Consider the following 24,497-nt stretch of genomic DNA (forward strand, 5'->3'; position numbering starts at 1 on the left):
AAAACACTTGATAAACAGGATGGCTTTGGCTGCAGAATAGCAAACCAATGCCTTTGAGTCGCCGATAAGGCAAACATATAATAACCTGCAAACAAAAGGAGGCATACACACAAATATAATTAACTTACCGTAAAGAAAGTTCTAAAATCACAAGGCAGGGTTATTTTACTCTTGTTGCACAGTTTACCCAATTTTTGAGAGAGGAGGAATAAAATGATAATAACAGTAAATGGCCAAAAAACCACGGTAAGCAAAGGGATGAGCCTATATGACTTTTTAAAACTCAAAGGCCTTGACCCTCAAAAAGTGGTGGTTGAGCACAACTATAGGATAGTCAAAACAGAAGAATGGCCGAACATAGTGCTGCAAGAAAACGATAACCTGGAAATTTTAAGATTCGTTGGAGGAGGCTGATACATCATGGATGACAAACTGGTCATAGCTGGACATGAGCTTTCCAGCAGGCTTTTCATAGGCACAGGAAAGTTCCATTCACATAAGGTTATCCCCCAGGTGATAGAGCGTTCGGGGGCACAGGTGGTTACCGTTGCATTGAGGAGGATAAACCTGGATTATCCTGAGGAAAACATGCTCAACTACATACCCAAAGGGTGTATCATAATGCCCAACACATCAGGAGCGAGAAATGCCGAAGAAGCGGTGCGCATAGCAAGGATAGCAAGAGCAGCCTGCGGCAGCAACTGGATAAAAATCGAAGTGATCAACGACAACAAATACCTGCTCCCCGACAACTACGAGACCATAAAGGCCACCGAAATACTGGCAAAAGAAGGCTTCATAGTCCTTCCCTACATGAGCCCTGATTTAATAGCCGCACGAAGGCTGAGGGACGCGGGTGCTGCGGCAGTCATGCCCCTTGGCGCTCCAATTGGTACAAACAAGGGGCTGAAAGCCCGGGAACTCATAAAGATCATGATCGACGAGATCGACCTCCCCGTGATAGTGGACGCCGGCTTGGGGCGGCCGTCCCATGCCGCTGAAGCAATGGAGCTGGGCGCTGCAGCAGTGCTGGTCAACACCGCCATAGCCACCGCTGATGACCCGGTCGCCATGGCTGAGGCGTTTGCACTAGCAGTCAAAGGCGGTAGAATGGCTTATCTGGCGGGGATGGGGGCAGTTAAGGAATTTGCTGAAGCTTCTTCGCCTCTGACTGGATTTCTACGATAGAATTTGATTGAGATGTTAGAACATGGGCTCTTATAACTCTCCGAAATAAAATCCTTACAACCACTATGTTGAAACCGAGGTGCAGGCATATGAGCTTTTACGACGTGTATCTCAAATACAAGGGCTTCGATTTTAACGACTTTTTAAGCAGCGTCACCGACAGCCAAATAATGAAAATACTCAGCAAGGAAAAGCTTAATGCCCTTGACTTTTTAGCCCTGTTATCAGACAAAGCCAAGGAATACCTGGAACCCATGGCTATCAAAGCAAGGCAGCTTACACTTAAGAACTTTGGAAGAGCCATCCTCCTATATACCCCCCTTTACCTTTCCAATTATTGCGTTAACCAGTGTGCCTACTGCGGCTTTAACTGCAAAAATAAGATAGCTCGAAAAAAGCTTTCACTGGACGAGGTGAGAAAGGAGGCCCAAGCCATAGCCTCCACCGGGCTTAAACACATACTCATTTTAACTGGCGAGTCCCGAAAGCATACACCGGTCTCATACATAAAGGATTGCGTGAAGGTTTTAAGGGACTACTTCAGTTCCATCTCGATAGAGGTGTATCCTCTGGATACCGCCGAGTACGCCGAGCTCATAGAAGCAGGAGTTGATGGCCTCACACTGTACCAGGAGACATACGACCAAGAAGTGTATATGGAAGTGCACATCAAAGGCCCCAAGAGGGATTACAGATACAGGCTGGATGCACCCGAAAGAGCATGCATAGCTTCCATGCGCAGCGTCAACATAGGCGCTCTGTTGGGCCTGAATGACTGGCATAAAGATGCATTTTTCACCGGATTGCATGCCAGCTATCTCCAGGATAAGTACCCTGACGTCGAGATAAGCGTATCCCTACCGCGCCTGAGGCCACACTTTGGGAACTTTGCACCCAAGTTTACTGTTAGCGACAAGGACCTGGTTCAAATCATGCTGGCCATAAGGCTGTTTTTGCCAAGGGCCGGCATCACCATCTCCACCAGGGAAAGACCACAGCTCAGGGATAACCTGATAGGCTTGGGAGTCACCAGGCTTTCAGCGGGTTCTTCCACCCAGGTAGGCGGTCATGCTATAGAGGACAAAGGTGATGGTCAGTTCGACATAGCCGACACCAGGAGTGTGGTGCAGATAAGGGATATGCTGTACAGCAAAGGATTTCAGCCGGTATTCAAAGACTGGCAGGCGATATAAAAAGGTTCCTATTCAGCATAGCAAAACTCGTAGTGTTAACAAGACAGACAATAAAGATAATTGCTAAAACTCTGTACCATCCCGATATCGAGTTTAAGTTCAACAACGCTGTAAAGGCAAATCTGATTTTAATATACCCATGAAAGGATGGTCGTACAGCCGTGAATGAATTTGAAGAAGCCTTGGTAAAATATATTGGCCCTGCAAACCTTCAAAAGCTCCAGAAAATCAAGGTAGGGATAGCCGGTGCAGGGGGGTTAGGCTCCAACTGCGCCTTAAACCTGGTAAGAAGCGGAGTAAAGAAGATCAAAATAGTTGACTTTGACAAGGTGGAGCTCTCTAACTTGAACAGGCAGTTTTACTTTTACGACCAGGTAGGAATGCCCAAAGTGGAAGCCCTTAAATTAAACTTGCAGAGGATTAATCCAGACGTGGAGATAGAAACGCTGCAGGAAAAGATTACGCATGAGAACATCCATGAAATATTTGATGACTGTGACATCATCATTGAAGCCTTTGACAACCCTTACTGCAAAAAGATGATAGTGGAGCATTACGGTTCAAGCGGCAAACTGGTAGTGGCAGCCTCAGGGCTGGCCGGCTGGGGCAACAGCGATGACATCAAGATAAAAAAGGTTCACTCCACCCTGTATATAGTAGGGGATATGCACTCAGAAGTAGATAAAGACGCTCCTCCACTGTCGCCCAGGGTCAACATAGCAGCAGCTAAACAGGCAGATACGGTACTGGAGTTTATTCTAGGAGGGAGAAATCTGTGAATGACCTTTTCAGGATCATCGACGCCAACATCAACAGGGCATCTGAGGGAATAAGGGTTTTAGAGGACATAGCCAGGTTTTACTACAGCAACGCCAGCTTGACTGAAAAGCTCAAGAAGTTGAGGCACGAAATAAGAAAGAATTTGGCGGAGTACCTGCCACAGTGCATTTCAGAGCGAGATGCATCGGACGACATTGGCCTGCTGGTATCCGGTAGCCTCAACGTTGATGGCAGAAGTACCCTATTTGATATGATTTCCGCCAATTTTAAGAGGTGCCAGGAAGCCCTAAGGGTCATCGAGGAAAACTTGAAACTAGTGGGCAAATACCAGCTTTCAAAGCTATACGAAAGGTTAAGGTTTGAGTGTTATACCCTCGAAAAGGAATATATAGAGGCCGACTGGGCACTGAAAAAGAGAAAGAAGCTGGATACCGACATATACTGCATCACAGCCGAGGAATATTCCCGTGGCAGGACCAACATAGAGGTAGTTGCTCAGATGATAGAAGCGGGGATAAAGATAATCCAGTACCGCGAAAAGGACAAAAAGCTCATCGATAAATACAGGGAATGCCTCCAAATACGCGAGATGACCCAAAAAGCCGGCGTCACTTTCATAGTCAACGACCACGTCGACCTGGCCTTGATGGTAGGTGCAGACGGTGTACACATAGGCCAGGACGACCTACCGGTCGAAAAGGTGAGAGAGCTAGTGGGCGAAAGGATGATCATAGGGGTGTCCACCCATTCCCCGGAACAAGCCCAAAAAGCGGTAGCCGGCGGAGCCGATTATATAGGCGTCGGTCCTATATATAGGACATTTACAAAGAAGGACGTATGCCAGCCGGTAGGGCTTGAATATCTTGAATATGTGGCACAAAATATCGACATACCCTTTGTGGCCATTGGCGGCATAAAGGAGCATAACGTTCTCGAAGTCAAAAGAGCGGGAGCAAAGTGCATAGCCATGGTAACCGAAATCGTAGGGGCTGACGATATAAAAGCCAAGATTGAATCCATTAGAAGGCGTCTGACCTGGTAAAATCAAAGGTGCATAAGCTTAAAAGACCCCATGCGCACTTCACCTGTACATGCTTGCAGATATCAAGCCAAGAAATAATCTAATCTTTTTCATTAAATTTGGCTTCCAAATAGCCTCTGTTGTTGGCTATACAAAACAGTTAAACATGAATAAACATTTTACCTTGATAGCAATTTACTGGATTCGTCCAATAAGCGTTTGTTCGATAACCATTAAGGCTTATAAGACGGCACAAAGCCGTCGAACGGGCTGAAACGCTACGTATATCGTACATGGTTTAGATAATAAAAATGAGTTTTTCCCAAACCACAAAAATAAAAAAAGGAGATGGGTTATGATGGAATATGCCACACAAATGGATGCTGCCAAAAAGGGCATCATCACAAGAGAGATGGAAATAGTAGCACAAAAGGAAGGAAAAACTGCCAATGAGATAATGGAACTAATAGCCTGCGGCAAGGTGGTAATTCCCGCCAATAAAAACCACAAAAGCCTCAACCCTGAAGGCATAGGCCAAGGTCTGCGCACAAAGATAAACGTCAACATCGGTATTTCCCGTGACTGTTTCGATTTTAATGCTGAAATTGAAAAGGCAAAAAAGGCCATAGAGCTTAAAGCCGAATCCATCATGGATTTAAGCTCCTACGGCAAAACGCGGCAGTTCAGGCAAAAGCTTATAGAGATCTCCCCCGTCATGATAGGCACGGTACCCATATACGATGCTGTAGGATATTATGACAAGGACATAGGCGATATAACGGCGCAGGAATTTATAGACATAGTGGAAATGCACGCCCAAGACGGCGTGGATTTCATGACCATACATGCAGGAGTAAACAGGGACACCGTGCGCCGCTTTAAAAACAATCCCCGTCTCACCAACATCGTCTCCCGAGGCGGAGCCATCATATTCTCGTGGATGCAGCTTACCGGCAACGAAAACCCTTTTTATGAATACTTTGACGATGTACTTGACATATTTGCAAAATACGACGTGACCATAAGCCTGGGAGATGCCTTCAGACCCGGAAGCATACACGATTCCACCGACGCATCACAAATAGAGGAACTGATAGTTCTTGGTGAGCTGACAAAGAGAGCGTGGGAAAAGAACGTCCAGGTCATGATAGAAGGTCCTGGTCACATGCCTTTAAACGAGATTGCCGCCAATGTCCTGCTGGCCAAAAAGCTGTGTCATGGTGCGCCGTTCTATGTACTGGGTCCCATAGTGACTGACATAGCGCCGGGATATGACCACATCACCAGTGCCATAGGTGGAGCCATAGCCGCAGCCAGCGGTGCAGACTTTCTGTGTTACGTAACCCCTGCGGAACACCTAAGGTTGCCAACACTTGAGGATATGAAAGAAGGCATCATAGCTGCAAAGATAGCAGCCCATGCTGCCGACATCGCCAAGGGCATAAAGGGCGCAAAGGAATGGGACGATAAGATGAGCCAGGCGCGTCGAAATCTAGACTGGAAAGGTATGTTTGAATTAGCTATAGACAGCGAAAGACCTAGAAGATACCGTTTGGAATCAACACCTGAGTATGAAGACACTTGTACCATGTGCGGCAAGATGTGCGCCGTACGAAACATGAACAGGATATTAAAAGGAGAGGACGTAACATTGATTTAACGTCCTCTCCTTTTCCTCGCACATTGTGACAATCAAAAACAGCTGGCTTAGTCTCAAAAAACATCCTTTCCTCTTCCAACATATCCTATGCTAAATCTGTGATAAAGACATCACAGGTTCCTCTCGTATATGATCCTCAATCCTTCAAGAGTGAGCAAAGGTGCAATTTCCTCTATGGTCTCGGATTCCTCGGCTATGATGTGAGCCAAACCTCCGGTGGCGATCACCTTTGCATCCTCACGCCCCAGCTCCTTCTTCATCCGCCTTACGATATAGTCCACCTGCCCCACGTAGCCGTATATTATACCGGCCTGTATGCTGCTTATGGTATTCTTACATATGACCTGCGGTGGCTTGACAAGCTCAACCTTGGGCAGCTTGGCCGTCCTTTGGTACAGGGCCTCGGTGGAGATGGTGATACCCGGTGCGATGCACCCTCCCAGGTACTCGCCTTTATCAGAAATGGCACAAAAGGTTGTGGCCGTGCCAAAATCCACCACTATAATGGGCCCACCGTATAGCTCGTAGGCCGCCACGGCATTTACAATCCTGTCTGCCCCTACCTCTTTGGGATTCTCGTAGCGGATATTAATTCCCGTCTTTATCCCCGGGCCTACTACCAAAGGTTTTATATTAAAATACTTACGGCACATCTCCTCTATAGCAAACATCATTGGAGGCACCACCGAAGAAATGGCAATGGCATTAATTTCCTTTGAAGAAAGGCCATTGTACTGCAATAAGTTTAATATTATCATGCCAAACTCATCGGCAGACTTATCCCTATCCGAAGCCAACCTCCAGTGACCAAGCAACTTCTTACCATTGTACACGCCCACCACAATATTAGTGTTCCCTATGTCCATTACCAAAAGCATATCATCCACACTCCTTTTTCACATTCAAAAACTCATTACAGAGGTGTCGAAAAATCCTTTTCAAAACATCATCTAACTCAATAAGTAAGGGTACCACAACGACTGCTTCAGTCAAGCCCTTTTTTTATTTCTCACTATGAGGTTCCTTAGAACCAAACAACTACAATAAAAATCAAAAAAGTTTTTTAAAAGCCCAAATAAATAGATACACTAGAACACAAATACGGGCAGGAAAACCCCGCCCGTATTAAGTCAATACACTTTCCTGTAAATCCGCTGCAAGGCCTGCAGCACCGCAGTCACAATGACTACTGCTACAATAATTTCCGGAATGCCGTGAGTCACCGCAATCCCCATTAATACCCCGCCAACTGCCTCGGGCGCCACATTGAGCTTTTCCGCAAATTCCACCCCGTGCCTTAGATAGATTGTGAGCAGCACCCCCACCGTATTGGTAAGCGTCCCCACCGCTGCTGCCACCATACCCGCCACTACAGCCTTAGAATCTTTCTTTAACACCACCTTAATGCCTTTGTAAGTATAATAAGCGGTGATGGCAATCAGCATGCGCGGCACGATAGCTACCAATGGGTCCAAAAACACAAACTGTACGGGACTAGAAGCCATAGTAGCGGCCTGGTACATGCTAAATCCGCCAAATATCAGGCCTATTATAAGGCCAACGAGGGGGCCTTCTACAATTGAACCGATAATGACGGGGATGTGCATGATGGTGGCCCTGGTAGGGCTGAAGGGAAGGGGAATAAAACCGATAGGTGTAAGTCCCAAAATGATGGATATTGCGGCCAGCATACCTGTAACAACTAGCCTGCGGGTAGTGAACTTCATAAAAACACCTCCGTTCAAGTTCCAGATTTGGATACCTGACGGTATCTTGCCTCATAGAGTTGAACATATAAGTCCGGCTCTACGAGAGATACCGGCTTTTTATGGGTAATATTTTAGCAGAATCGTGGGTAAAACACAAGAAAAAATTTCTTCGCGCTGTTTACAAAACCGTCAATGAGCAATCCTCACTATTTGCATTCTATTTCCCCTGCGTTTGATGTGATAAAACCCTGTAACTGGATATTGGTATCTCTCATATACCTGCATAATCTTAGGCGTCAAATTTATTGGAAACTTGATAGATAAACCACAACCTAACGATATCTCCCTTGGAGTTGATACCAGTTGAACCGGACAACCGGCTGTTTTTAATATATCGCTCAGGTGAATGGCATGCTGCCTTGAGCTTAAGGCTATAAGCCCATACTCCTCTATATAGCTCATAACTTCTCCTCCTTATTTCACAATAACCGTTGACAAATTCTTTACCCAAAAAATACCGCACATCTATTACGAATATAGCTTTTGCCCTATAATTTGACATTTTCCCACAATAAATATCTAGGTTACCACTGTCCTTCTGACCCAATTTTCATTTTCCATTTTTCTATATCGCCATATACAGAAAAGACAATAAAAGCCCGTGGCAAAGTCACACAGGCTTAAATAACGTTCCCTTATTAATATATTCTTCTGATACCCGATATGTTCCAGTATAATACTTACATATACTGAATCTATTACTATCACAAATACCACTAACTCTTTTTGAACTCAATATACCTGCTTATATCCCATTTCAAACAGTCATGCAATACATAGTATAATAATTTAAAAATTATAAAACCGAGAACAGTTCCTGCAGTGTTCAAAAGCAAATCATCAACATCAAATGCTTTATATCTGCAGTTAATTAATAAAGATATAAACATCTGCATTACTTCAATACAAAGTGAAACACAAAATCCAATAATAATCACCTTCCGAGCATTCATATGTTTTTTTACTATAAGAGGTAGATAAAAGCCTAGAGGCATAAACAGCAGTACGTTTCCAATTATCATTTTAAACCATACAATCCAATGAGTAGCTTCAACTATATTACCAATTATCGATTTAAAGGGTATATAATTATTTGTAATATGAATTTCTCTTAACATTTCTATTGCTTGGGGTTGTATGGGTATTGGAAAAAGAGTGATTCCAATTAACACAAATGTGTAAACTAGAAAAGTAAACAAAATCATATGATAACTTAATGAGAACTTTTTAAAATTTATAAACATATAAAAGAAATATACCAAAAATCCAACTAAAACAAACACATTAACTTTCAGCATTTTCCTTCCCTCCTTAAAAAAAGACACAGCCATTGTTTGTGTCTGAACTCACAAACAATGGCTGTTCACCCACCATCACATAGCCTGCAAAAACTTATACTGGGCCTTATACAGGTTGTAATACACTCCCCGCTTTTTGAGCAGCTCTTCGTGATTGCCGCACTCTATTATCCTGCCGTGGTCTATCACCATGATGCGGTCGGCATTGCGTATGGTTGACAGCCTGTGAGCTATTACAAACGAAGTTCTTCCTTTGAGAAGCTCCTTAAGCCCCTCCTGGATCAGCATCTCGGTACGCGTATCTACGCTTGATGTGGCCTCATCAAGGATGAGTATCCTGGGGTCAGCCAGAAGCGCCCGAGCAAACGAGATAAGCTGCTTCTGCCCCTGCGAAAGGCGTGAACCCCGCTCCCGCACCTGCGTGTAATATCCATCCTCCATGTCCTTTATAAACTCGTGGGCATGAACTATCTTGGCCGCTTCTATGACCTCTTCATCAGTGGCATCCAATCGCCCATACCTGATATTATCCATAATTGTCCCCGAGAAAATGAAGGGCTCCTGCAGCATGATCCCCATCTGTCTGCGCAGCGAATACAGCGTCACATCGCGAATGTCTATTCCATCTATAAGCACGCGGCCTTCCACGGGGTCATAAAACCGGCTGATGAGGCTTACAATGGTGGTCTTGCCTGCACCCGTAGGACCTACCAGGGCAATGGTCTCACCCGGTTTTACAGTAAAGCTCACATCTTGAAGTACCGGCTTTTCAGGCTCATAATAGAAGGTGACGTGGTCAAAGCGCACCTCACCCTTAATAGGCGGAAGCTCTATAGCTCCCTTCTTATCGGTGATATCTGGCTTAATATCCAACAGCTCAAATATGCGCTCGGTAGAAGCCATGGCCATAAGCAGCGAGTTGTAGAAATTACACAGGTTATTTAAGGGCTGCCAGAAGCGCCATACATACCCTGTGAAGGCCACCAGGATACCAACCGTTACCGTGCCCTGATCCAGAAATTTCATGCCAAACCAGTAAATTAAAAACGTGCCTATAGCTGCTATCCACTCAATAGAAGGCCAAAACAGGTTATTGGCCTTTATGGCGCTCATCCAGGATGAGTATATGTCCCTGCTCAGCTGACGATAGACCTGCCGCGTCTCAGGCTCACGTACAAAAGCCTGGGTCACCCGCATACCCGCAAGGCTTTCATGAAGATATGCGTTCATGTTGGATACCTTCCTGCGGACCGTCTGCCACCTAAGCCTTATCACCTTTTTAAGCAGCACTATTACCAAAGTCATGAGAGGTACGGTAAACATGGATATCAATGCCAATTTAAAATGCATGGAAAACATAAAAATTAGCGCCACAACCAGAGTGAAAGCATCTGTCACGACGTTTATAATTCCGTTGGTTAAAAGGTCACTTAACGAATTTACATCGTTTATAATGCGCACCAGTATCTTGCCGGCCGGCCTGCTGTCGTAAAAGGTAAACGACAGCTTCTGAATGTGGTTAAATAGGTCTTGTCGCAGCTTGAAGAGCACCTCCTGCCCCACCACTACCATAATCCTAACCCTCTTGCGCACGCATACCATGCTTATGAAGTTGACTGCAAGGAAGGCCAGCGTAATGAATGCGAGGCCAAGGTAGTTGCCTTGCAGCATGTAATCATCAATGGCTATCTGAAGGATGAGCGGTCCCAAAAGGCCGCATACCGATGCTATGACCATGAGCAAAAATGTAATCCCGACCTGCTTTTTGTAGGGCTTCATATAGCTCAACAGCCGCTTGAACTGCTCCATATTAAAAGGTTTTTCAAGCGCTTCGTCCTCGATTATCCTCTGCCTCAGCATAGTCACATCACCTGCCTTTTAAGCTGGAATTCCTCGAAGTCCTTGTACTGCTGCCTATACAGTTCGTAATACCTACCTTTTTTGGCTAGCAGCTCTTCATGCGTACCCCTTTCAACAATCTTGCCATTTTCGAGGAATATTATCTCATCAGCATTGCGTACCGATGATATACGGTGAGCAATGATAAAGGTAGTACGTCCTTTCATGATTTTCTTCAGAGCCTGCTGTATCTGGTATTCGGTCTCCATATCCACAGCCGATGTACAGTCGTCCATAATGAGGATTTTGGGGTTCTTGATGATGGCCCTGGCTATGGCAATCCTCTGCTTTTGGCCGCCTGATAATCCAACACCGCGCTCGCCTATGATGGTATCATAGCCTTGTGGCATCTCCATGATGAAGTCATGGGCCCCTGCAATCTTGGCAGCTTCAATCACCTGCTCTCTGGTGGCATTGGGGTTGCCGTAGAGTATGTTCCCTTCAACGGTATCTGAAAACAGGAACACGTCCTGCATCACTATGCCTATCTGGCTCCTTAAGGCGCTCAGCTTCCAGTCGCGCACATCCACTCCATCCACCAGTACCCTGCCTGCCGTCACATCGTAAAACCTGGCTATAAGGTTTATAATAGATGTCTTGCCTGCGCCAGTGGCTCCCATGATGCCTATGGTCTTCCCAGCCGGAGCATTTATGTTTATGTTAAACAGCACAGGCTGTTCTTTATAGCAAAACGAGACATTCTCAAACACCACATCCCCGCGGAACTCGCTTGGACAATAAGCATTCTCCTTCTCCTTGATGGATGATCCGGTATCCAGCACGTTAAATACCCTTTTCCCAGCAGTTATAGCCTGGCTCATCACATTGACGATCCAGCCCAGCATCCTGACCGGTGAAATCAACATCCAGAGATAACCGTTGAAAGCCACAACTGTTCCCAGAGAAATACGCCCAGCCGCTACCATCCAGCCGCCGTAACCCACCAACGCAACCAGGCAAAAGCCGCTCAAAAACTCTATAAGGGGGAAATATTTAGACCATATGAAGCTGGCTTTTATGTTCTTTTCCATATTAAGCCGGTTTTCCTTTTTAAACTTCTCTATTTCGTAACTCTCACGAGCAAAAGCCCTTACTACGCGTACCCCTGCGATATTCTCTTGAGCTGCCGTACTTAAGCTGGCCTGTTGCTCGCGTATCTCGCTGTAGGCAGGTCCGATCTCCTTGTGAAGCCTAAAAGCCGTCCACCCGATAAACGGCAAAATCAACAGGGTAACCAGTGCCAGTTCAACGTTCAAGGAAAACAACATAACGCAGGTGCCAATAAAATATATGGCATTCTCCAGTAAAATGGGCAACCCGCCCACCAAAAACATCCTTATACCTTCAATATCACCTGTCATCCTGGACATGAGCTCACCTATACGGTTGTCATCATAAAACGAAAACGATAGCTCCTGAAGATGGGTATACATGGCATTGCGCAGGTCATACAGGCATTTTTGGGACATGTCTTCATATAAATAGGACCTTATATACAACAATATGCCTTTAAACACCGAACACCCAAGAAGGGCCAACAAAATTGGCAGCAGAAGTGAACGTCTGCCGCCTCTTATTACATCGTCAACCAGTATTTTAGAAAGATAGGGAGTCACCATATTCAGCGTGATGACCAGCAATAAAAAAACAGTCGCAGCAATAAGCCGCCACTTATACCTCCACGCATAACCCATTATCCGTTTTAAAATATCCAACAGGACTACCCCCACTCCTATCCATGATTTAAAAGCGTTTCTCCTTTTTCAGGCTCTCTAATTCTTTTTGCTATGATTTTCATTATCATTTTTTCCTCAAAAAACCTCACATCATTCTACGACGTAAACACAGGAGCCTGAAAAGCGAAGTGTCTTGATATGCCAAACTCAAATTTATACTATATTTTTATACCAGATTTTCAACACCGTCAACAAGCAAAAGCCATGGTAATCTACCATATACGCCCATATACCACCATTCACTGCCATTACACATGCATTAACCCCACGTTGTAGCCATTTTCTCTCTTTTACTTTAAAACATGCTCAAATTGGCTTAAGCATTTTCCACCGCATTGACTACAGCCCTGGCAACCGCTTCAGCAGCTGCTATGCCTATGACGTTTACGTCACACTCAAACTTGCCAGTCGACAGAGCAAATAGGGTATCGCCATCCAGCATGGTATGGACAGGCCTTATGGCCAGTGCCAGGCCATCGTGGGCCATGGCAGCCACCTTATTGGCCTGTTCCTTTGTAAGGCGAGCGTTGGTGGCCACAACTCCAATAGTGGTGTTACCCGACACCGCATTCTTTAAAGCATTGCCTTCTATTATGAATTTCCATGTATCTATAAACGCTCCTGTTTTGGGGTGACGGGCACCTGCCAGTATTCTTCCGGTTTTGGGATCCACCACGTCCCCCAATGCGTTTACCACCACTATGGCTCCTACCACAATGCCTCCAGGCAATCTGATGCTTGAGGTGCCGACTCCTCCTTTCATACAGCATTCCATTCCAAGTATTTTCCCAACAGTGGCGCCCGTCCCTGCCCCTACGCTGCCTTGAGGCACGTCACTGGCACTGGCGTTCAAACACGCCTGGTAACCCATGTTTTCATCAGGACGTACCCGCCAGTCACCATACCCCAAATCAAATATCACGGCGCCAGCCACAATTGGTACTTTGGCCACACCAGCATCAAACCCGATCCCTCGCTCCTCCAGATACCTCATCACGCCGCTGGCAGCAGCCAAGCCAAAGGCACTCCCCCCGCACAGCACCACGGCATGGACTTTTTCCACCAGATTCATGGGACGCATAAGGTCAGTCTCCCTGGTACCAGGCGCTGAACCCCGGACGTCTACGCCGCCTATCGCCCCTTCCCTGCTTATGACCACTGTACAGCCCGTTTTGGCATCAAAGTCCTGTGCATGCCCCACCTCAATGCCGGGCACGTCGGTAATTTTCCCATCATACATAGCCATTCTCCCCCCTTATGGACACATCTCCCGCCAGTATTCTTTGGAGACTACCGTCGTCCAACCTAAGCATCAAAGAACCATCCTCGCCAAACCCTTCGGCACACCCTAAGAACTCACCACCAACGCCAATCACACGCACTCGCCTTTTAAGTATAACCGAGCGCCTCTCATATTCCTTCAAAAGCTCAGCAAAGCCATCACCGTCCAGCTTCTGCAGGTAACCCTTTTCCATTTCCTGCAATATAGCCTTTATTATATCTACACGGTGAAATTCTTTACCCCTCTCTATCCTCAAGGAAGTAGCCATGCTCCTTATATCCTCTGGAAAATCCTCAATTGAAAGATTGACGTTGAGCCCTATTCCCACAACGGCATAGTGTATAACCTCGGGTTCGGCGTGCACCTCAGTTAAAATGCCGCACAACTTTTTCCCGCTACACACTATATCATTGGGCCATTTGATACCCACCTCAACCTGGGCACACCGTTTTAAAGCCTCTGCCACCGCGACAGCCGTCATAATGGTTATTCGCGGGACATCCTGTGGGGACAGGCGAGGCCTCAGTATCACTGACATCCATATGCCTTTGCCGGGTGGAGATACCCAGCTTCGTCCCAACCTCCCTCGCCCTTGCACCTGTTCATCTGCAATGACCACCGTTCCTTCACAGGCCCCATTCAATGCCAGCTCTTTGGCCCGCGCATTGGTGGAATCGATAGAAGAGTGTATCTCGATATTTTTGCCTAAAATAGACGTATTGAGTCCGTGAACAATCAGTACTTTGTCGAGGATATCGGGAATCTGCCTCAAGCAGTACCCCTTTTTGGTGGATGATTCTATTACATATCCTTGACCTTGCAAAAGCCTTATGTATTTCCACACAGCAGCCCGGGTTATGCCCAGTTTTCTGCTTATATCCTCACCTGAAACAAAGTTGCCCACATTATCAAGCAACATATTGAGCACCGCATCCCGCATAACAGCAGCATCCCTTCTTATATAAAAATGCTGTTAAACATCCTTATTCTAAGGTTATATATGTTCATAAGCCACTTTTCTTTTGTTCATTATATCATGAAAGCACATAAAAAGAACAAATTGAAATAAAAATTATGGTATAATACTTTTGAACGCACCACAAAATTTGAGAGCTGAATAAATAGTCGCTAGTCACTCCACCAATTTTTTATAAAACTTAAAGGTTTAGACATCATATATTAACAACAAAAAACGAAACAAGAAGGCAGGTTAAAGACATGAACAATCCTCAAAAGCTAATAAAAGACATACAGGAAAACATAGAAAAGGTAATAGTGGGGAAGAGTGAAGTTATACGCCTTATCATTATCGCCCTCCTGGCAGGGGGACACGTGCTCATCGAAGACGTCCCTGGCGTTGGCAAGACCACCCTGGTATCCTGTCTTGCCAAGTCACTTAACCTTTCCTTCAAGCGCATCCAGTTCACGCCCGACATCCTGCCATCGGATATAACCGGCTTCACCATGTATAACTTTAAAACCGGTGAAATGGAATTTAAGCCAGGGATGATAATGAGCCAGGTCATATTGGCCGACGAGATCAACCGAACATCGCCCAAAACTCAAGCCAGCCTCCTTGAAGTCATGGAAGAACGCCAAGTAACTGTGGACGGTAAGACCTATCCCGTACCACAGCCTTTCATAGTGCTGGCCACTCAAAATCCAATTGAATACATAGGGACGTTTCCCCTGCCCGAAGCCCAGTTGGATCGCTTCTTTATAAAGGTTTCCATAGGTTATCCGACCAAGCGAGAGGAAATGTTCATCCTCTCCCGCTTCCAAACCCAAAATCCGCTGGACGATTTAAAACCTGTAGCCGACGCGCAGCAAATCCTAGAACTTCAGCATCAGGTCAGGCATATACATGTAGCTGAAGCCATAAAGGAATACATAGCCGAACTGGTTGCCTGCACCCGTGAACACAGGGACCTGACGCTGGGCGCAAGCCCTCGCGGAGCCATCGCCCTCATGCGCGCCTCCCAGGCATACGCCCTTCTGGAAGGCAGAGACTACGTGATCCCCGATGATGTCCAAAAAATGGTCATTCCGGTATTGTCACACCGCTTGATACTTAAGCCCGAGGCACGGCTTAAGGAGATGACCGCTGAACGAATATTAAGGTCAATCCTAAATTCAGTGTACGTGCCAGTGATTGGGCTATGAAACATATGCGCATTCTTATAATCGGCCTTGGGGCGCTTTTGCTGGGATTGGGCCTTTACAGCGGCGAGAGGATCTTCTTCATGGGCTTTACGCTCATTGCATCGCTGATATTTTACGCCCTAATTACCAACCTATGGGTGCTCATGGACTTTCGGTATCTACAGAATATAACCCCTGTGCGAGCAACAAAGGGTGAAAAAGCCTTGCTGGTTATACAGATACACAACGACAAGCCATTTATATACCCCTACATAAAAGTATTTTACCAAACCCCCTACTCGGTTTTGAATAACGAGTTAAAAGAACAGGTGCTGTGCATCCTCCCGTTTCATTATGAAGAAATCAAAGAGGAATTCATATGTGAATTAAGGGGCCACTATACCTTGGGTATCATCGGAGTGGAAGTAGGCGACCCATTTGGCCTGTTTACATTTTCCATGAATCTCCTCAATCGCTCATACCACAAACCCCTCGAACTCAACATTGCACCCAGAGTTATCAGGCTGGCCAGCCTTCCCCTGCCTCAGATTCAAGCTGAAGGCACGACACGGCAGGAATTTTTGGCTACTGAAGAGCCGGCATCGTTAAGCGACATACGCCAGTACCAATACGGGGATCCGCTCAAAAAAATTCACTGGAAAGTATCCGCCAAGCTACAGGATTTATACGTTAAGAATTATGAAACCAATACACAGCCTCAAATACTCATATTTTTAGAAACATTCCCTTATCCAAAAGAGGGAATAGCGCGTTACAAAGTGGAGGACCAAATGATAGAATGTGCCGTGGCCATCACACATTTTGTGCTGTCAAAATGGCTTTCATTGCAGCTAATCATCTACCACCGGGAACGGCAGCAGCTCATAGGAAAAAACCCGGGGGATTTTACACGTTTTTTTGACTACTTAGCAGCGTTGCCATTTAATAGCCCTTTCCGCATGGACGAAATACTTTATATGGAATCCCCCGGATTCAGCAAGGGCCAAAGCATAGTACTCATAGTCCACGATATGACCTACCGCTTGTTCAATCAATTGTGCCTTCTGAAGCAGTCGGACGTACACCCGCTTGTATTGGTGGTGTATTACGGTTCGGCGCTGCATGAGGATATAAGGCAAATGGTTGAGGAGCTAAATAGGCGGGAAATACCATGCCTTGCCCTGCATACCGATGAGCAGATAGACCAGGTAATGGAGAGAGCGCTATGAACTCGAGAGCAAGGTCCACTCCCATGCTCAACTATATAATGAAATGGTTGATTTTTACCCTTATGGTAAGCGGGACGGCAAAATCGATGCTGGTATCCCTTGATTTCACTGTGCCCTATTGGGCCATACTGCTCATGACAACGGCATCTTACATCGTCCTTTCCATCTATTTTGTCAACCTCCTATCTTTAACAACGCTCACAATAATCGCAGTTGCCGGCATAGGAACATACTTGAGATATTTTGCGGCCAAGGGACAATTAGACACAATATTGAACCTTTTCAAGTGGTTGGTTGATTATACCCTTGGAATGACAGACCTTGAAGCTCAATACATATACCCCAGCACATGGGTCATAGTATTCACCTTATCGCTCATCATGTACCTACTGGTCATAAAGCTTGAATGGCTGATTGTACCATCCATACTGTGTATAGGCATTGTTGCCATAGAATGGGCCCTGGGACATACTTATATAATTCCCTGGCTATGGCCCGTGGCTCTAGCGTGGGTGATGCTTCTTACAACCAAGCAATACAAGAGGCTTTCGAGCAGGTATTCCATGCCAGCTCTTGGTATACGGCAAGCATCTACAATACCCTTGGTAGTCGCCATAGTGTTGACCTCGTCAATTATTTTACCCCACGATACACGCCATCTCAAATGGGATTTCCTGGAGCAAACGGTCCAGGACATAAGCGACAGATGGTCGGAATGGTCATCTTTTTCAACTCCCAGGCAACCCTTTCGCTTATCTCAGACCGGCTTCCCATCTTCAGCCGATCAACTGGGCGGGCCCGTAAAAATAAGCGACGATGTGGTATTGAGAGTAACGGCTACTTTCCCCCTATATTTGAGGGGTACCATATTAAACGAATACACGGGCAGTGGTTGGCAAGACTCGATAGACGATAAACGATACAAGCTGAGCGATGTGAGCTGGAAAAACGAATACCGCCAGGCATTTGACTGGGATGAACCCATATGGACAGACTTAAACCGCGAGCTTAAGGATCGCTTCTTTATCCCCGTTAAGGCTTCCATTATCCATACTGGCATTACCACGTCTGTCATATTCAACGCCCAGCGCCTAGAAGGCATCACCGTTCCCAAAAGATGGGGTGGTTTCACCCCTTACTTTAATGGCAAAGGGGAAACCTTCACTTCAAGGGATATATCGCCATCAGACGAGTACATACTACACGTTAGCCTACCTGCCATTGAAGACAGAGTATTCCAAAACTTTCTGATGGACTATGTCCCCATTATAGATTGGCACAAGCCCATCTCCCAGCAGTCCTTGTGGGAAGGCGCAGACCGCCAAAAGCTGATTTACATACAGCAGCACTACATGTCAATACCCGATAGCATTCCACCAAGGGTTACCGAACTGGCCTACAGCATTACCCGGGGAATAAAAACACCCCTGGAAAAGGCGCTGGCCTTACAGGCATACCTGCAACAAAATTACGATTACACCCTACAGCCTCCTTATACCCCTCCAGGCGTAGACTTCGTGGATTATTTCTTATTCGAACTCAAAAGAGGCTACTGCACCTATTTTGCCACAGCAATGGCAGTGATGAGCAGGATAGTGGGACTGCCTACCCGTTACGTAGAAGGCTTCAAAATGCCTTCTCACCCCTACAGAGAAAATACTTACGAGGTCAAAAAGCTAAATGGCCATGCGTGGGTAGAGATATACTTTCCAAAGGTGGGGTGGCTGACGTTTGACCCCACTCCCCAGGCTCAAGGCCAACAAAACTTGGTAGAACAAGGCTCCGAGTTATATCCAGGTTACTATGGAGACGAGTATTACCCATGGATGCAAGACGAACAGATGAAGGATTACCAGCCCGAGGTAAGCGTTGATACAGGAGGTTTTTCCAATTCTGCCTCTCCAAACAGAATACCCCTATTCGTATTAATTATATTGATGGCGCTTATCCTAATAATAGCAGGAATGGCAGGACTGAAGGTATGGGATGTGGTTCGCTGGAAAAAAATAAAAAAGCTGCCCTCCGATGAGCAGCTCGCTTATTGTTACCAGCAAATTCTGTGGCTTCTTACCCTTTACGGCTTCCCCATGCACCAAGGGGAAACCCCCTATTGTTACGCCCGGCGAGTAGATACTTGGCTTACCAATTCAGCCGGTTCAATGATGGAAATATGTCAGCTAGTAGTCAAGAACCGGTTCGGCAACCAGCAGCTATCAAAAGCTGAAATTCAAAAGATTCTCAGATTTTATCATAACTTAGAAGATAATATAAAAAGCTTGTTGGGCTTTTATCCCTATATTTTCAAGCTGATATCCAAGCAACTCTCTTCAAGAATTTCAAGGCACAAAAACCCCCAACATTAATCCATTAGTTTTCATTCCTTTATCCTTTATTTACAGCCTACCCCTTTTACTGGCAAGCAGGTGGATAGAACGACGAATCATCTCCTTAGGTTCAACCGATTGGTCTTCATGTATGGGAGACATCAGGAAAGTTACGGCTATAAACCGTATGATGGCAGAGAGTATGAACAACATGTGATAATTGACAAGACGACGCCCAAAAATTACAATATTCAAACCCTTAACCAGTTCAGCTGTAACCTCCATAAACAATCCCCCTAATGCATAAGCAACTATGCTACCCACCACAGACGTTATCATTGAAAAGCTTGCCACATAAAATGATCTGTTCTCGTCAGGCGAAAGCCCCATTACCAGGTTGTTGGAGGTCAAATCGATGCCACTCCAGAATATGCCGGTAAAAATATGTATAAAAGGAATGATCATGTAATTTTCCGGGGTAGCCAGAAGCCATAAAAATGGAAGCACCGATACGCCAGTACAGCAAATGCGGAGTACCGGTTTGTTGCCAAATAAATCCACTAACAGCCCCCATTTGCGTATGACAAGTATAGTGAGTATATTGCTAACCACCTGGGTATAGAGGGTAATCTCCAGATAGCTCATCTTTAAATAATCGATCATATAAGCGCTAAAAAACGGCCCGGCAATATTTATGCCAAACACCCACACTGCCCAGAAAATCAAGTACCGCCTAAAATTTGAGTGCTGCACCACAGCCTTCCACATCTTTTTCATAGACAGTCGATACTGCGGCTTGACCATTGGCGGGTCATACACCCGTATAAAGCATAGGATGTCCAATACAGCAAATACGGTAACTGCGCTGAATACCACCGCAAAGCCAACAAAGCCGCCTATACGATCCAGTATCCAACTTGCCAGTATTCCACCCACCATCCCAGTAAAAGTGAATATCATCTGCCTTTGGCTGAAAAACCGGCCGCGTATCTTCAAAGGCACAAGCGCCGCCATCCATGATATAAAAGTCACGCCGTTGAAAGCACCACCCACCGCCGAAACAAGTAAAAAGAACGTTATAAGGCTAACAGTCAACCATTTCAGCTCTTCAGGCATTACAAGCGGAAGGAGCACCACCGGAATTATGGAGAGCCGCTGAAACATCCCGCCTATCAAGAACAATTTTTTCCTGGCTCCTGTGGATTCCAACACATAAGCCGCCAGCAGCTGGAAGACACCGCTCACCACCGGCAGAGACATCAAAATGCCATACATCAGCTCACTAACTCCCAATGCACGCACAAAGCCAGCAAAGGGGGCACCGTTCAAGCATACAAAAAACACTATGCCTAAACTTACCCCCAATGTAATTCTGTTGAGGTCCTCCCTCAACTCCTGTGTAATGTCCAATTCCTTATAAAGCAAAAATCTGCCCTTCACAGCACTGTATTCCCCCATCAAATGTTACATCTTGAATTGCGCTCCTTTTATGAACACCTTGCTAACATGTAGTTTTCCATCCAAAACGACCAGGTCGGCATCAAACCCCTTCTTTATCCTGCCTTTTTTATATCCCATACCTATTATATCAGCTGGCACCTCAGTTAGCATTTTAACAGCATCTTCAAGCGGTATGCCTATTAAAACCATGTTGCGCAGGGCTTGGTCTTGAGTAAGAGTACTGCCCGCAAGGTTACCCCTCTCCTTCAAACGAGCCACCCCGTCTTTTACCACCACTCCCAGACCCCCCAAATCATACTCTCCATCACCTATTCCCGTTGCTGCCATGGCATCGGTAATGAGAGCCACTTTTTCGCTGCCCTTTACAGCTACCGCAATCCTCAAAGCAGCAGGATGCACATGAATTAAGTCAGCGATGAGTTCCAGCGTCACCCCTTCTCTATCAAAAGCCGCACCCACCGCACCTGGTTCCCTGTGTTTTAAAGGCGACATGGCATTGTACATGTGAGTGACGTGGGTCATTCCCCACTCAAACCCAGCCATGCACTGCTCATAAGTGCCCGCAGTGTGCCCCATAGATACTATTATGCCTTTACTAACCAAATAATTCACCAGGTCTTTTGCACCTTCAACATCCGGAGCCATGGTGACCCTCTTTATGATGCCCTCATAATCACCTACCAGCTCTTTAAAATTCTCGCGGCTAGGGGGGAGTATATACTTTTCATCATGGGCCCCCTTTGCAGCGGCGTTGATAAAAGGGCCCTCCAAATGGACTCCTAGGATCTGAGCCCCTTTAATGTTTTTATTCAAAGCATCATTTACAGCTTTTAGGCTTCTTCTTATCTCCTCCCGTCCATAAGTCATAGTAGTAGCCAAGAAAGACGTAGTACCATGTGCGGCCATAAACTCGGCCATAACTTCAAGGGACTCCACGCTGCCATCCATGACATCCCGGCCTTTACACCCGTGAACATGGATATCTATAAATCCTGGACATACGTAATTTCCCTCAACATCTATAACTTCTCCATCTGCATACCTTCCTTTTGTGCTAACATCAAAAATCTTTCCGTCCTTCAGCACCACGTCCACATCGCATTTCCACCCTCCATCAAGATAGACTTTGCCACCAGTCAAAATCTTCATCCATCACACCCCCAATTGAAATTCATAAAAAAGCCCCCTTGGACTAGCAATACACTGCCACCCAAGGAGGTTTATTGTTTCAAACTGTCCCCCTCTATAAAGATGGAAAGCTTCTTTCTAAATATCCTGCAAATTAGGCCTTCCCTACCCTCCACAGGCTCACCTGAAATTATTTCAGTTACTTCCTATGCTCGAGATCACCAATCCCATTCATCCTCAGGAAATGAAAGACCTGTTTGTTGGTAATTCCATTTAAATATTCATATAACACCACATCCAAAGCCTTTTTCACGATATTTTTAAGAAGACACCTTCCGCGTAGCCCTTTGATAAAGCCTGCCGGTCTGCTTTAAGGCTCCAAACACTAACGCCACCAACAACACATTACCCACAGTAGCGGGAAGTACAGCGGTTACAAAAGCGCCCACAAACATCTCTGCCGTAAGAACTCTTAACGCGACAGCTACTCCCAAGAATATCAACCCGCTTATCATAGTCCCAACAATCGGCACCACAACAGAAAGAATATACATGTTGATCCATCTCTTCAAGGAATATATCATAGCCATCAAAATAGCTGTTGTAATTATTTTATCTATGAGGTTGGGCAAAAAACCTCCCGGCACGCTGGTGGTAAGGCCTGACAACACGCCCGCTGCCACACCGGCTACAAATCTCACCTTGGAGTCCTCAAAACACAGCAGGCATAAAAACAGCATAGCCAGCAGAAAGTCTGGCTTTACGGGCGTACCCGTGGAAGGCGTAATATAATGCAGTACCACTCCGATCGCAAGCAACAACCCGGCCAAAACAAAATCTCTTAAATTCTTCAACTCTCCTCTCCCCTTTCTCATCTCGTCTCGTCCTGTCTCGTCGCGCTAAATAAAATACTCCTTTCACTATGAACAACGCAGCCCTGGGCCGCACTACCCGGCCACTATTCCCATCTATTATATCCCCTGGCCTGCGTTACCTCTCGCTTTTATGATAACATACCTTGCAACAGTTGTAAATACCAGAGCAAGGAAATCTGGATATCCTCTTAGCAAATTATTGCTCAGTTACTTTTCAAGAGCGTTTTAAAATAGTGGACATTTACGGCTATCAGAGTATTATCTATAAAAAACATGGTTCCCTATGGTCGTAATGTAAGTTCGATTTCTTACAATCCAACTGCCGCTTGCTTTGGCGGGGTTGAAGAAATACAAGGCATCCCCCACAGGCCTTAAACCGTAATAGGCTTCCTGAGCAGCACGATAGCTCTCGCCGCTGGGCGTATTGTATATTGTACCATCCTGCACAGGGCTAAACTGCGGTATACCCTTATAATATTCAAATATAACCCCGTATACGGTATTGGGAAAACCAGGGGATTTTACACGATTCATTATGACGTTGCCAACGGCCACCTTGCCTATATACGGCTCACCGGCAGCCTCGGCATGTATGATCCTGGCCAACCAAAACAAGTCATCTGCCACTTTTCGAGATAAAGCATCGCCACGGCTGACAGGCTGCTGTGACGATGCCTGGCCTGCAAACAACACCCTTTGAGTCTGGGGGCCTGCTATACCGTCAATCCTCAAACCCTTGGCCTTTTGAAAGGCTATTACGGCGTTTTCGGTGACCTTCCCGTAATATCCTGTTACATTAGCATAGAAATACCCCTGCTGTTTGAGCGCACTTTGAAGCCGTGAAACGTCCAGGCCCCTCATGCCAAACTTTAAAGTACGGTACCCGTTCCCGTAAAGAACCGACTGAGTAGCAGGACCTGCAACCCCGTCCACCACAAGCCCATTTGCCTTTTGAAACCTCATGACAGCATCTCTAGTGATAGGGCCATAATAACCTGTAACCTGCCAATAAGTATAGTACCCCTGCCTTTTGAGCTCTTGTTGTAGCCGCACAACCGCCTCACCCCTGCTCCCCACAGATAACACAGGGTAAGCAGCCAATGCTCGTCCAGTAGGAAACAATAAAGAAAACATGAGGGCCACAACTGTAACGAATTTGCAAATACCTCTTGGAGATAAAATAAGCTGCATTGATTAGCACCCCCATAACCCAAATTTTTTGTTGGTTACTATTATAGGGTGCTCTTGCATATACTGTCAAATAAGTAAATCTCCGTAAGATAAATTGTTAAAAAAATATTACGCAAATATTAAATATTTTTTTGCGTATCCTCGTTTTAACACGTAGATACCATATTATAGATGTATTACACAAAAATACATGAAAGCTCATTTTTAACTTGGATTACTAACCCATAAATTCAATTTCCCTGTTTCTTATATGTTAAAAGTGGGTTTTAAAATGGACAAAAAAGATGCCCTCTTACTATATATAACACAGGCATCTTATAA

Annotated in this window: 21 protein-coding genes; 9 read left to right on the forward strand and 12 right to left on the reverse strand. The window is 45.7% G+C overall.

The annotated features are described in order from the left end of the window. Positions 1-213 precede the first annotated feature (213 nt). From thiS to thiC, 6 genes are all read left to right on the forward strand, one after another. On the forward strand, positions 214-414 hold the full coding sequence (thiS, locus tag JOD02_RS05435; protein WP_204487665.1) for a sulfur carrier protein ThiS: 201 nt from the start codon (positions 214-216) through the stop codon (positions 412-414). Between the two features lie 6 nt (positions 415-420). After that, the gene (locus JOD02_RS05440) at positions 421-1,188 is read left to right on the forward strand and encodes a thiazole synthase (RefSeq protein WP_204487666.1); all 768 of its coding nucleotides are present in this window, start codon (positions 421-423) and stop codon (positions 1,186-1,188) included. A gap of 89 nt (positions 1,189-1,277) precedes the next feature. Continuing rightward, on the forward strand, positions 1,278-2,381 hold the full coding sequence (gene thiH, locus JOD02_RS05445) for a 2-iminoacetate synthase ThiH (RefSeq protein ID WP_204487667.1): 1,104 nt from the start codon (positions 1,278-1,280) through the stop codon (positions 2,379-2,381). A gap of 161 nt (positions 2,382-2,542) precedes the next feature. Next, a complete protein-coding gene (gene thiF / locus JOD02_RS05450; RefSeq protein ID WP_204487668.1) occupies positions 2,543-3,160 on the forward strand; it encodes a sulfur carrier protein ThiS adenylyltransferase ThiF in 618 nt (205 codons plus the stop codon). Further along, positions 3,157-4,203 (forward strand): thiamine phosphate synthase, encoded by a 1,047-nt coding sequence (locus JOD02_RS05455; protein ID WP_204487669.1) that lies wholly within the window; start codon positions 3,157-3,159, stop codon positions 4,201-4,203. The genes thiF and JOD02_RS05455 overlap by 4 nt, the downstream gene beginning before the upstream one ends. 337 nt (positions 4,204-4,540) lie before the next feature. After that, entirely contained in the window at positions 4,541-5,842 is a 1,302-nt protein-coding gene (thiC, locus tag JOD02_RS05460; RefSeq protein WP_204487948.1) for a phosphomethylpyrimidine synthase ThiC, read from the forward strand. A gap of 110 nt (positions 5,843-5,952) precedes the next feature. Here the strand turns inward: thiC and JOD02_RS05465 are convergent, their stop codons facing one another. The 8 genes from JOD02_RS05465 to JOD02_RS05500 form a co-directional block, all read right to left on the reverse strand. After that, complete coding sequence (locus JOD02_RS05465; protein WP_204487670.1) at positions 5,953-6,720, reverse strand: type III pantothenate kinase; 768 nt, start codon at positions 6,718-6,720, stop codon at positions 5,953-5,955. A 252-nt stretch (positions 6,721-6,972) separates the two neighbouring features. Next, positions 6,973-7,569, reverse strand: a complete 597-nt coding sequence (locus tag JOD02_RS05470; protein WP_204487672.1) for an ECF transporter S component — start codon at positions 7,567-7,569, stop codon at positions 6,973-6,975. Between the two features lie 171 nt (positions 7,570-7,740). Continuing rightward, positions 7,741-8,013 (reverse strand): DUF3343 domain-containing protein, encoded by a 273-nt coding sequence (locus JOD02_RS05475; protein WP_204487674.1) that lies wholly within the window; start codon positions 8,011-8,013, stop codon positions 7,741-7,743. A gap of 314 nt (positions 8,014-8,327) precedes the next feature. After that, positions 8,328-8,909: a VanZ family protein gene (locus JOD02_RS05480; protein ID WP_204487676.1), complete on the reverse strand. Its 582-nt coding sequence runs from the start codon at positions 8,907-8,909 to the stop codon at positions 8,328-8,330. A gap of 75 nt (positions 8,910-8,984) precedes the next feature. Continuing rightward, positions 8,985-10,769 carry an ABC transporter ATP-binding protein gene (locus JOD02_RS05485; RefSeq protein ID WP_204487678.1) on the reverse strand — a complete coding sequence of 595 codons (1,785 nt, stop codon included), beginning with the start codon at positions 10,767-10,769 and terminating at the stop codon, positions 8,985-8,987. Between the two features lie 2 nt (positions 10,770-10,771). Then, the gene (locus JOD02_RS05490) at positions 10,772-12,523 is read right to left on the reverse strand and encodes an ABC transporter ATP-binding protein (RefSeq protein ID WP_204487680.1); all 1,752 of its coding nucleotides are present in this window, start codon (positions 12,521-12,523) and stop codon (positions 10,772-10,774) included. A gap of 337 nt (positions 12,524-12,860) precedes the next feature. Continuing rightward, complete coding sequence (locus JOD02_RS05495; protein ID WP_204487682.1) at positions 12,861-13,784, reverse strand: P1 family peptidase; 924 nt, start codon at positions 13,782-13,784, stop codon at positions 12,861-12,863. Continuing rightward, entirely contained in the window at positions 13,777-14,766 is a 990-nt protein-coding gene (locus tag JOD02_RS05500; RefSeq protein ID WP_204487684.1) for a biotin--[acetyl-CoA-carboxylase] ligase, read from the reverse strand. Before JOD02_RS05500 ends, JOD02_RS05495 begins: the two co-directional genes overlap by 8 nt. 236 nt (positions 14,767-15,002) lie before the next feature. On the opposite strand from JOD02_RS05500, the gene JOD02_RS05505 reads away from it, so the two are divergent. The 3 genes from JOD02_RS05505 to JOD02_RS05515 are packed head-to-tail and all read left to right on the forward strand — an operon-like array spanning position 15,003 to position 19,560. Beyond that, entirely contained in the window at positions 15,003-15,989 is a 987-nt protein-coding gene (locus tag JOD02_RS05505) for an AAA family ATPase (RefSeq protein WP_341534546.1), read from the forward strand. Continuing rightward, entirely contained in the window at positions 15,986-17,197 is a 1,212-nt protein-coding gene (locus JOD02_RS05510; RefSeq protein WP_204487687.1) for a DUF58 domain-containing protein, read from the forward strand. Before JOD02_RS05505 ends, JOD02_RS05510 begins: the two co-directional genes overlap by 4 nt. After that, positions 17,194-19,560 carry a transglutaminase TgpA family protein gene (locus JOD02_RS05515; RefSeq protein ID WP_204487689.1) on the forward strand — a complete coding sequence of 789 codons (2,367 nt, stop codon included), beginning with the start codon at positions 17,194-17,196 and terminating at the stop codon, positions 19,558-19,560. Before JOD02_RS05510 ends, JOD02_RS05515 begins: the two co-directional genes overlap by 4 nt. Before the next feature lie 30 nt (positions 19,561-19,590). Here JOD02_RS05515 and JOD02_RS05520 read toward each other — a convergent pair whose 3' ends face one another. The 4 genes from JOD02_RS05520 to JOD02_RS05535 all read right to left on the reverse strand — a co-directional run bounded on the left by JOD02_RS05520 (position 19,591) and on the right by JOD02_RS05535 (position 24,176). Next, positions 19,591-20,961 (reverse strand): MFS transporter, encoded by a 1,371-nt coding sequence (locus JOD02_RS05520; protein WP_204487692.1) that lies wholly within the window; start codon positions 20,959-20,961, stop codon positions 19,591-19,593. Positions 20,962-20,985: 24 nt separating this feature from the next. Next, the gene (gene nagA, locus JOD02_RS05525) at positions 20,986-22,131 is read right to left on the reverse strand and encodes an N-acetylglucosamine-6-phosphate deacetylase (RefSeq protein ID WP_204487696.1); all 1,146 of its coding nucleotides are present in this window, start codon (positions 22,129-22,131) and stop codon (positions 20,986-20,988) included. 299 nt (positions 22,132-22,430) lie between these two features. Continuing rightward, complete coding sequence (locus JOD02_RS05530; protein ID WP_204487700.1) at positions 22,431-22,964, reverse strand: tryptophan transporter; 534 nt, start codon at positions 22,962-22,964, stop codon at positions 22,431-22,433. 279 nt (positions 22,965-23,243) lie between these two features. Next, positions 23,244-24,176, reverse strand: coding sequence for a peptidoglycan-binding protein (locus tag JOD02_RS05535; RefSeq protein WP_204487707.1), 933 nt, complete (start codon positions 24,174-24,176; stop codon positions 23,244-23,246). Positions 24,177-24,497 lie beyond the last annotated feature (321 nt).

It is taken from the genome of Caldicoprobacter guelmensis (assembly GCF_016908415.1).
GTDB lineage: Bacteria > Bacillota > Clostridia > Caldicoprobacterales > Caldicoprobacteraceae > Caldicoprobacter > Caldicoprobacter guelmensis.

What these genes read in the sequence shown, in the direction of transcription:
- nagA (WP_204487696.1), bottom strand. Translation starts at nt 22,131, where the DNA reads ATGAAGATTTTGACTGGTGGCAAAGTCTATCTTGATGGAGGGTGGAAA.
- JOD02_RS05515 (WP_204487689.1), top strand. Translation starts at nt 17,194, where the DNA reads ATGAACTCGAGAGCAAGGTCCACTCCCATGCTCAACTATATAATGAAA.
- JOD02_RS05535 (WP_204487707.1), bottom strand. Translation starts at nt 24,176, where the DNA reads ATGCAGCTTATTTTATCTCCAAGAGGTATTTGCAAATTCGTTACAGTT.
- JOD02_RS05475 (WP_204487674.1), bottom strand. Translation starts at nt 8,013, where the DNA reads ATGAGCTATATAGAGGAGTATGGGCTTATAGCCTTAAGCTCAAGGCAG.
- JOD02_RS05470 (WP_204487672.1), bottom strand. Translation starts at nt 7,569, where the DNA reads ATGAAGTTCACTACCCGCAGGCTAGTTGTTACAGGTATGCTGGCCGCA.
- thiS (WP_204487665.1), top strand. Translation starts at nt 214, where the DNA reads ATGATAATAACAGTAAATGGCCAAAAAACCACGGTAAGCAAAGGGATG.
- JOD02_RS05480 (WP_204487676.1), bottom strand. Translation starts at nt 8,909, where the DNA reads ATGCTGAAAGTTAATGTGTTTGTTTTAGTTGGATTTTTGGTATATTTC.
- thiH (WP_204487667.1), top strand. Translation starts at nt 1,278, where the DNA reads ATGAGCTTTTACGACGTGTATCTCAAATACAAGGGCTTCGATTTTAAC.
- JOD02_RS05465 (WP_204487670.1), bottom strand. Translation starts at nt 6,720, where the DNA reads ATGCTTTTGGTAATGGACATAGGGAACACTAATATTGTGGTGGGCGTG.
- JOD02_RS05495 (WP_204487682.1), bottom strand. Translation starts at nt 13,784, where the DNA reads ATGTATGATGGGAAAATTACCGACGTGCCCGGCATTGAGGTGGGGCAT.
- JOD02_RS05485 (WP_204487678.1), bottom strand. Translation starts at nt 10,769, where the DNA reads ATGCTGAGGCAGAGGATAATCGAGGACGAAGCGCTTGAAAAACCTTTT.
- JOD02_RS05510 (WP_204487687.1), top strand. Translation starts at nt 15,986, where the DNA reads ATGAAACATATGCGCATTCTTATAATCGGCCTTGGGGCGCTTTTGCTG.
- thiC (WP_204487948.1), top strand. Translation starts at nt 4,541, where the DNA reads ATGGAATATGCCACACAAATGGATGCTGCCAAAAAGGGCATCATCACA.
- JOD02_RS05440 (WP_204487666.1), top strand. Translation starts at nt 421, where the DNA reads ATGGATGACAAACTGGTCATAGCTGGACATGAGCTTTCCAGCAGGCTT.
- JOD02_RS05500 (WP_204487684.1), bottom strand. Translation starts at nt 14,766, where the DNA reads ATGCGGGATGCGGTGCTCAATATGTTGCTTGATAATGTGGGCAACTTT.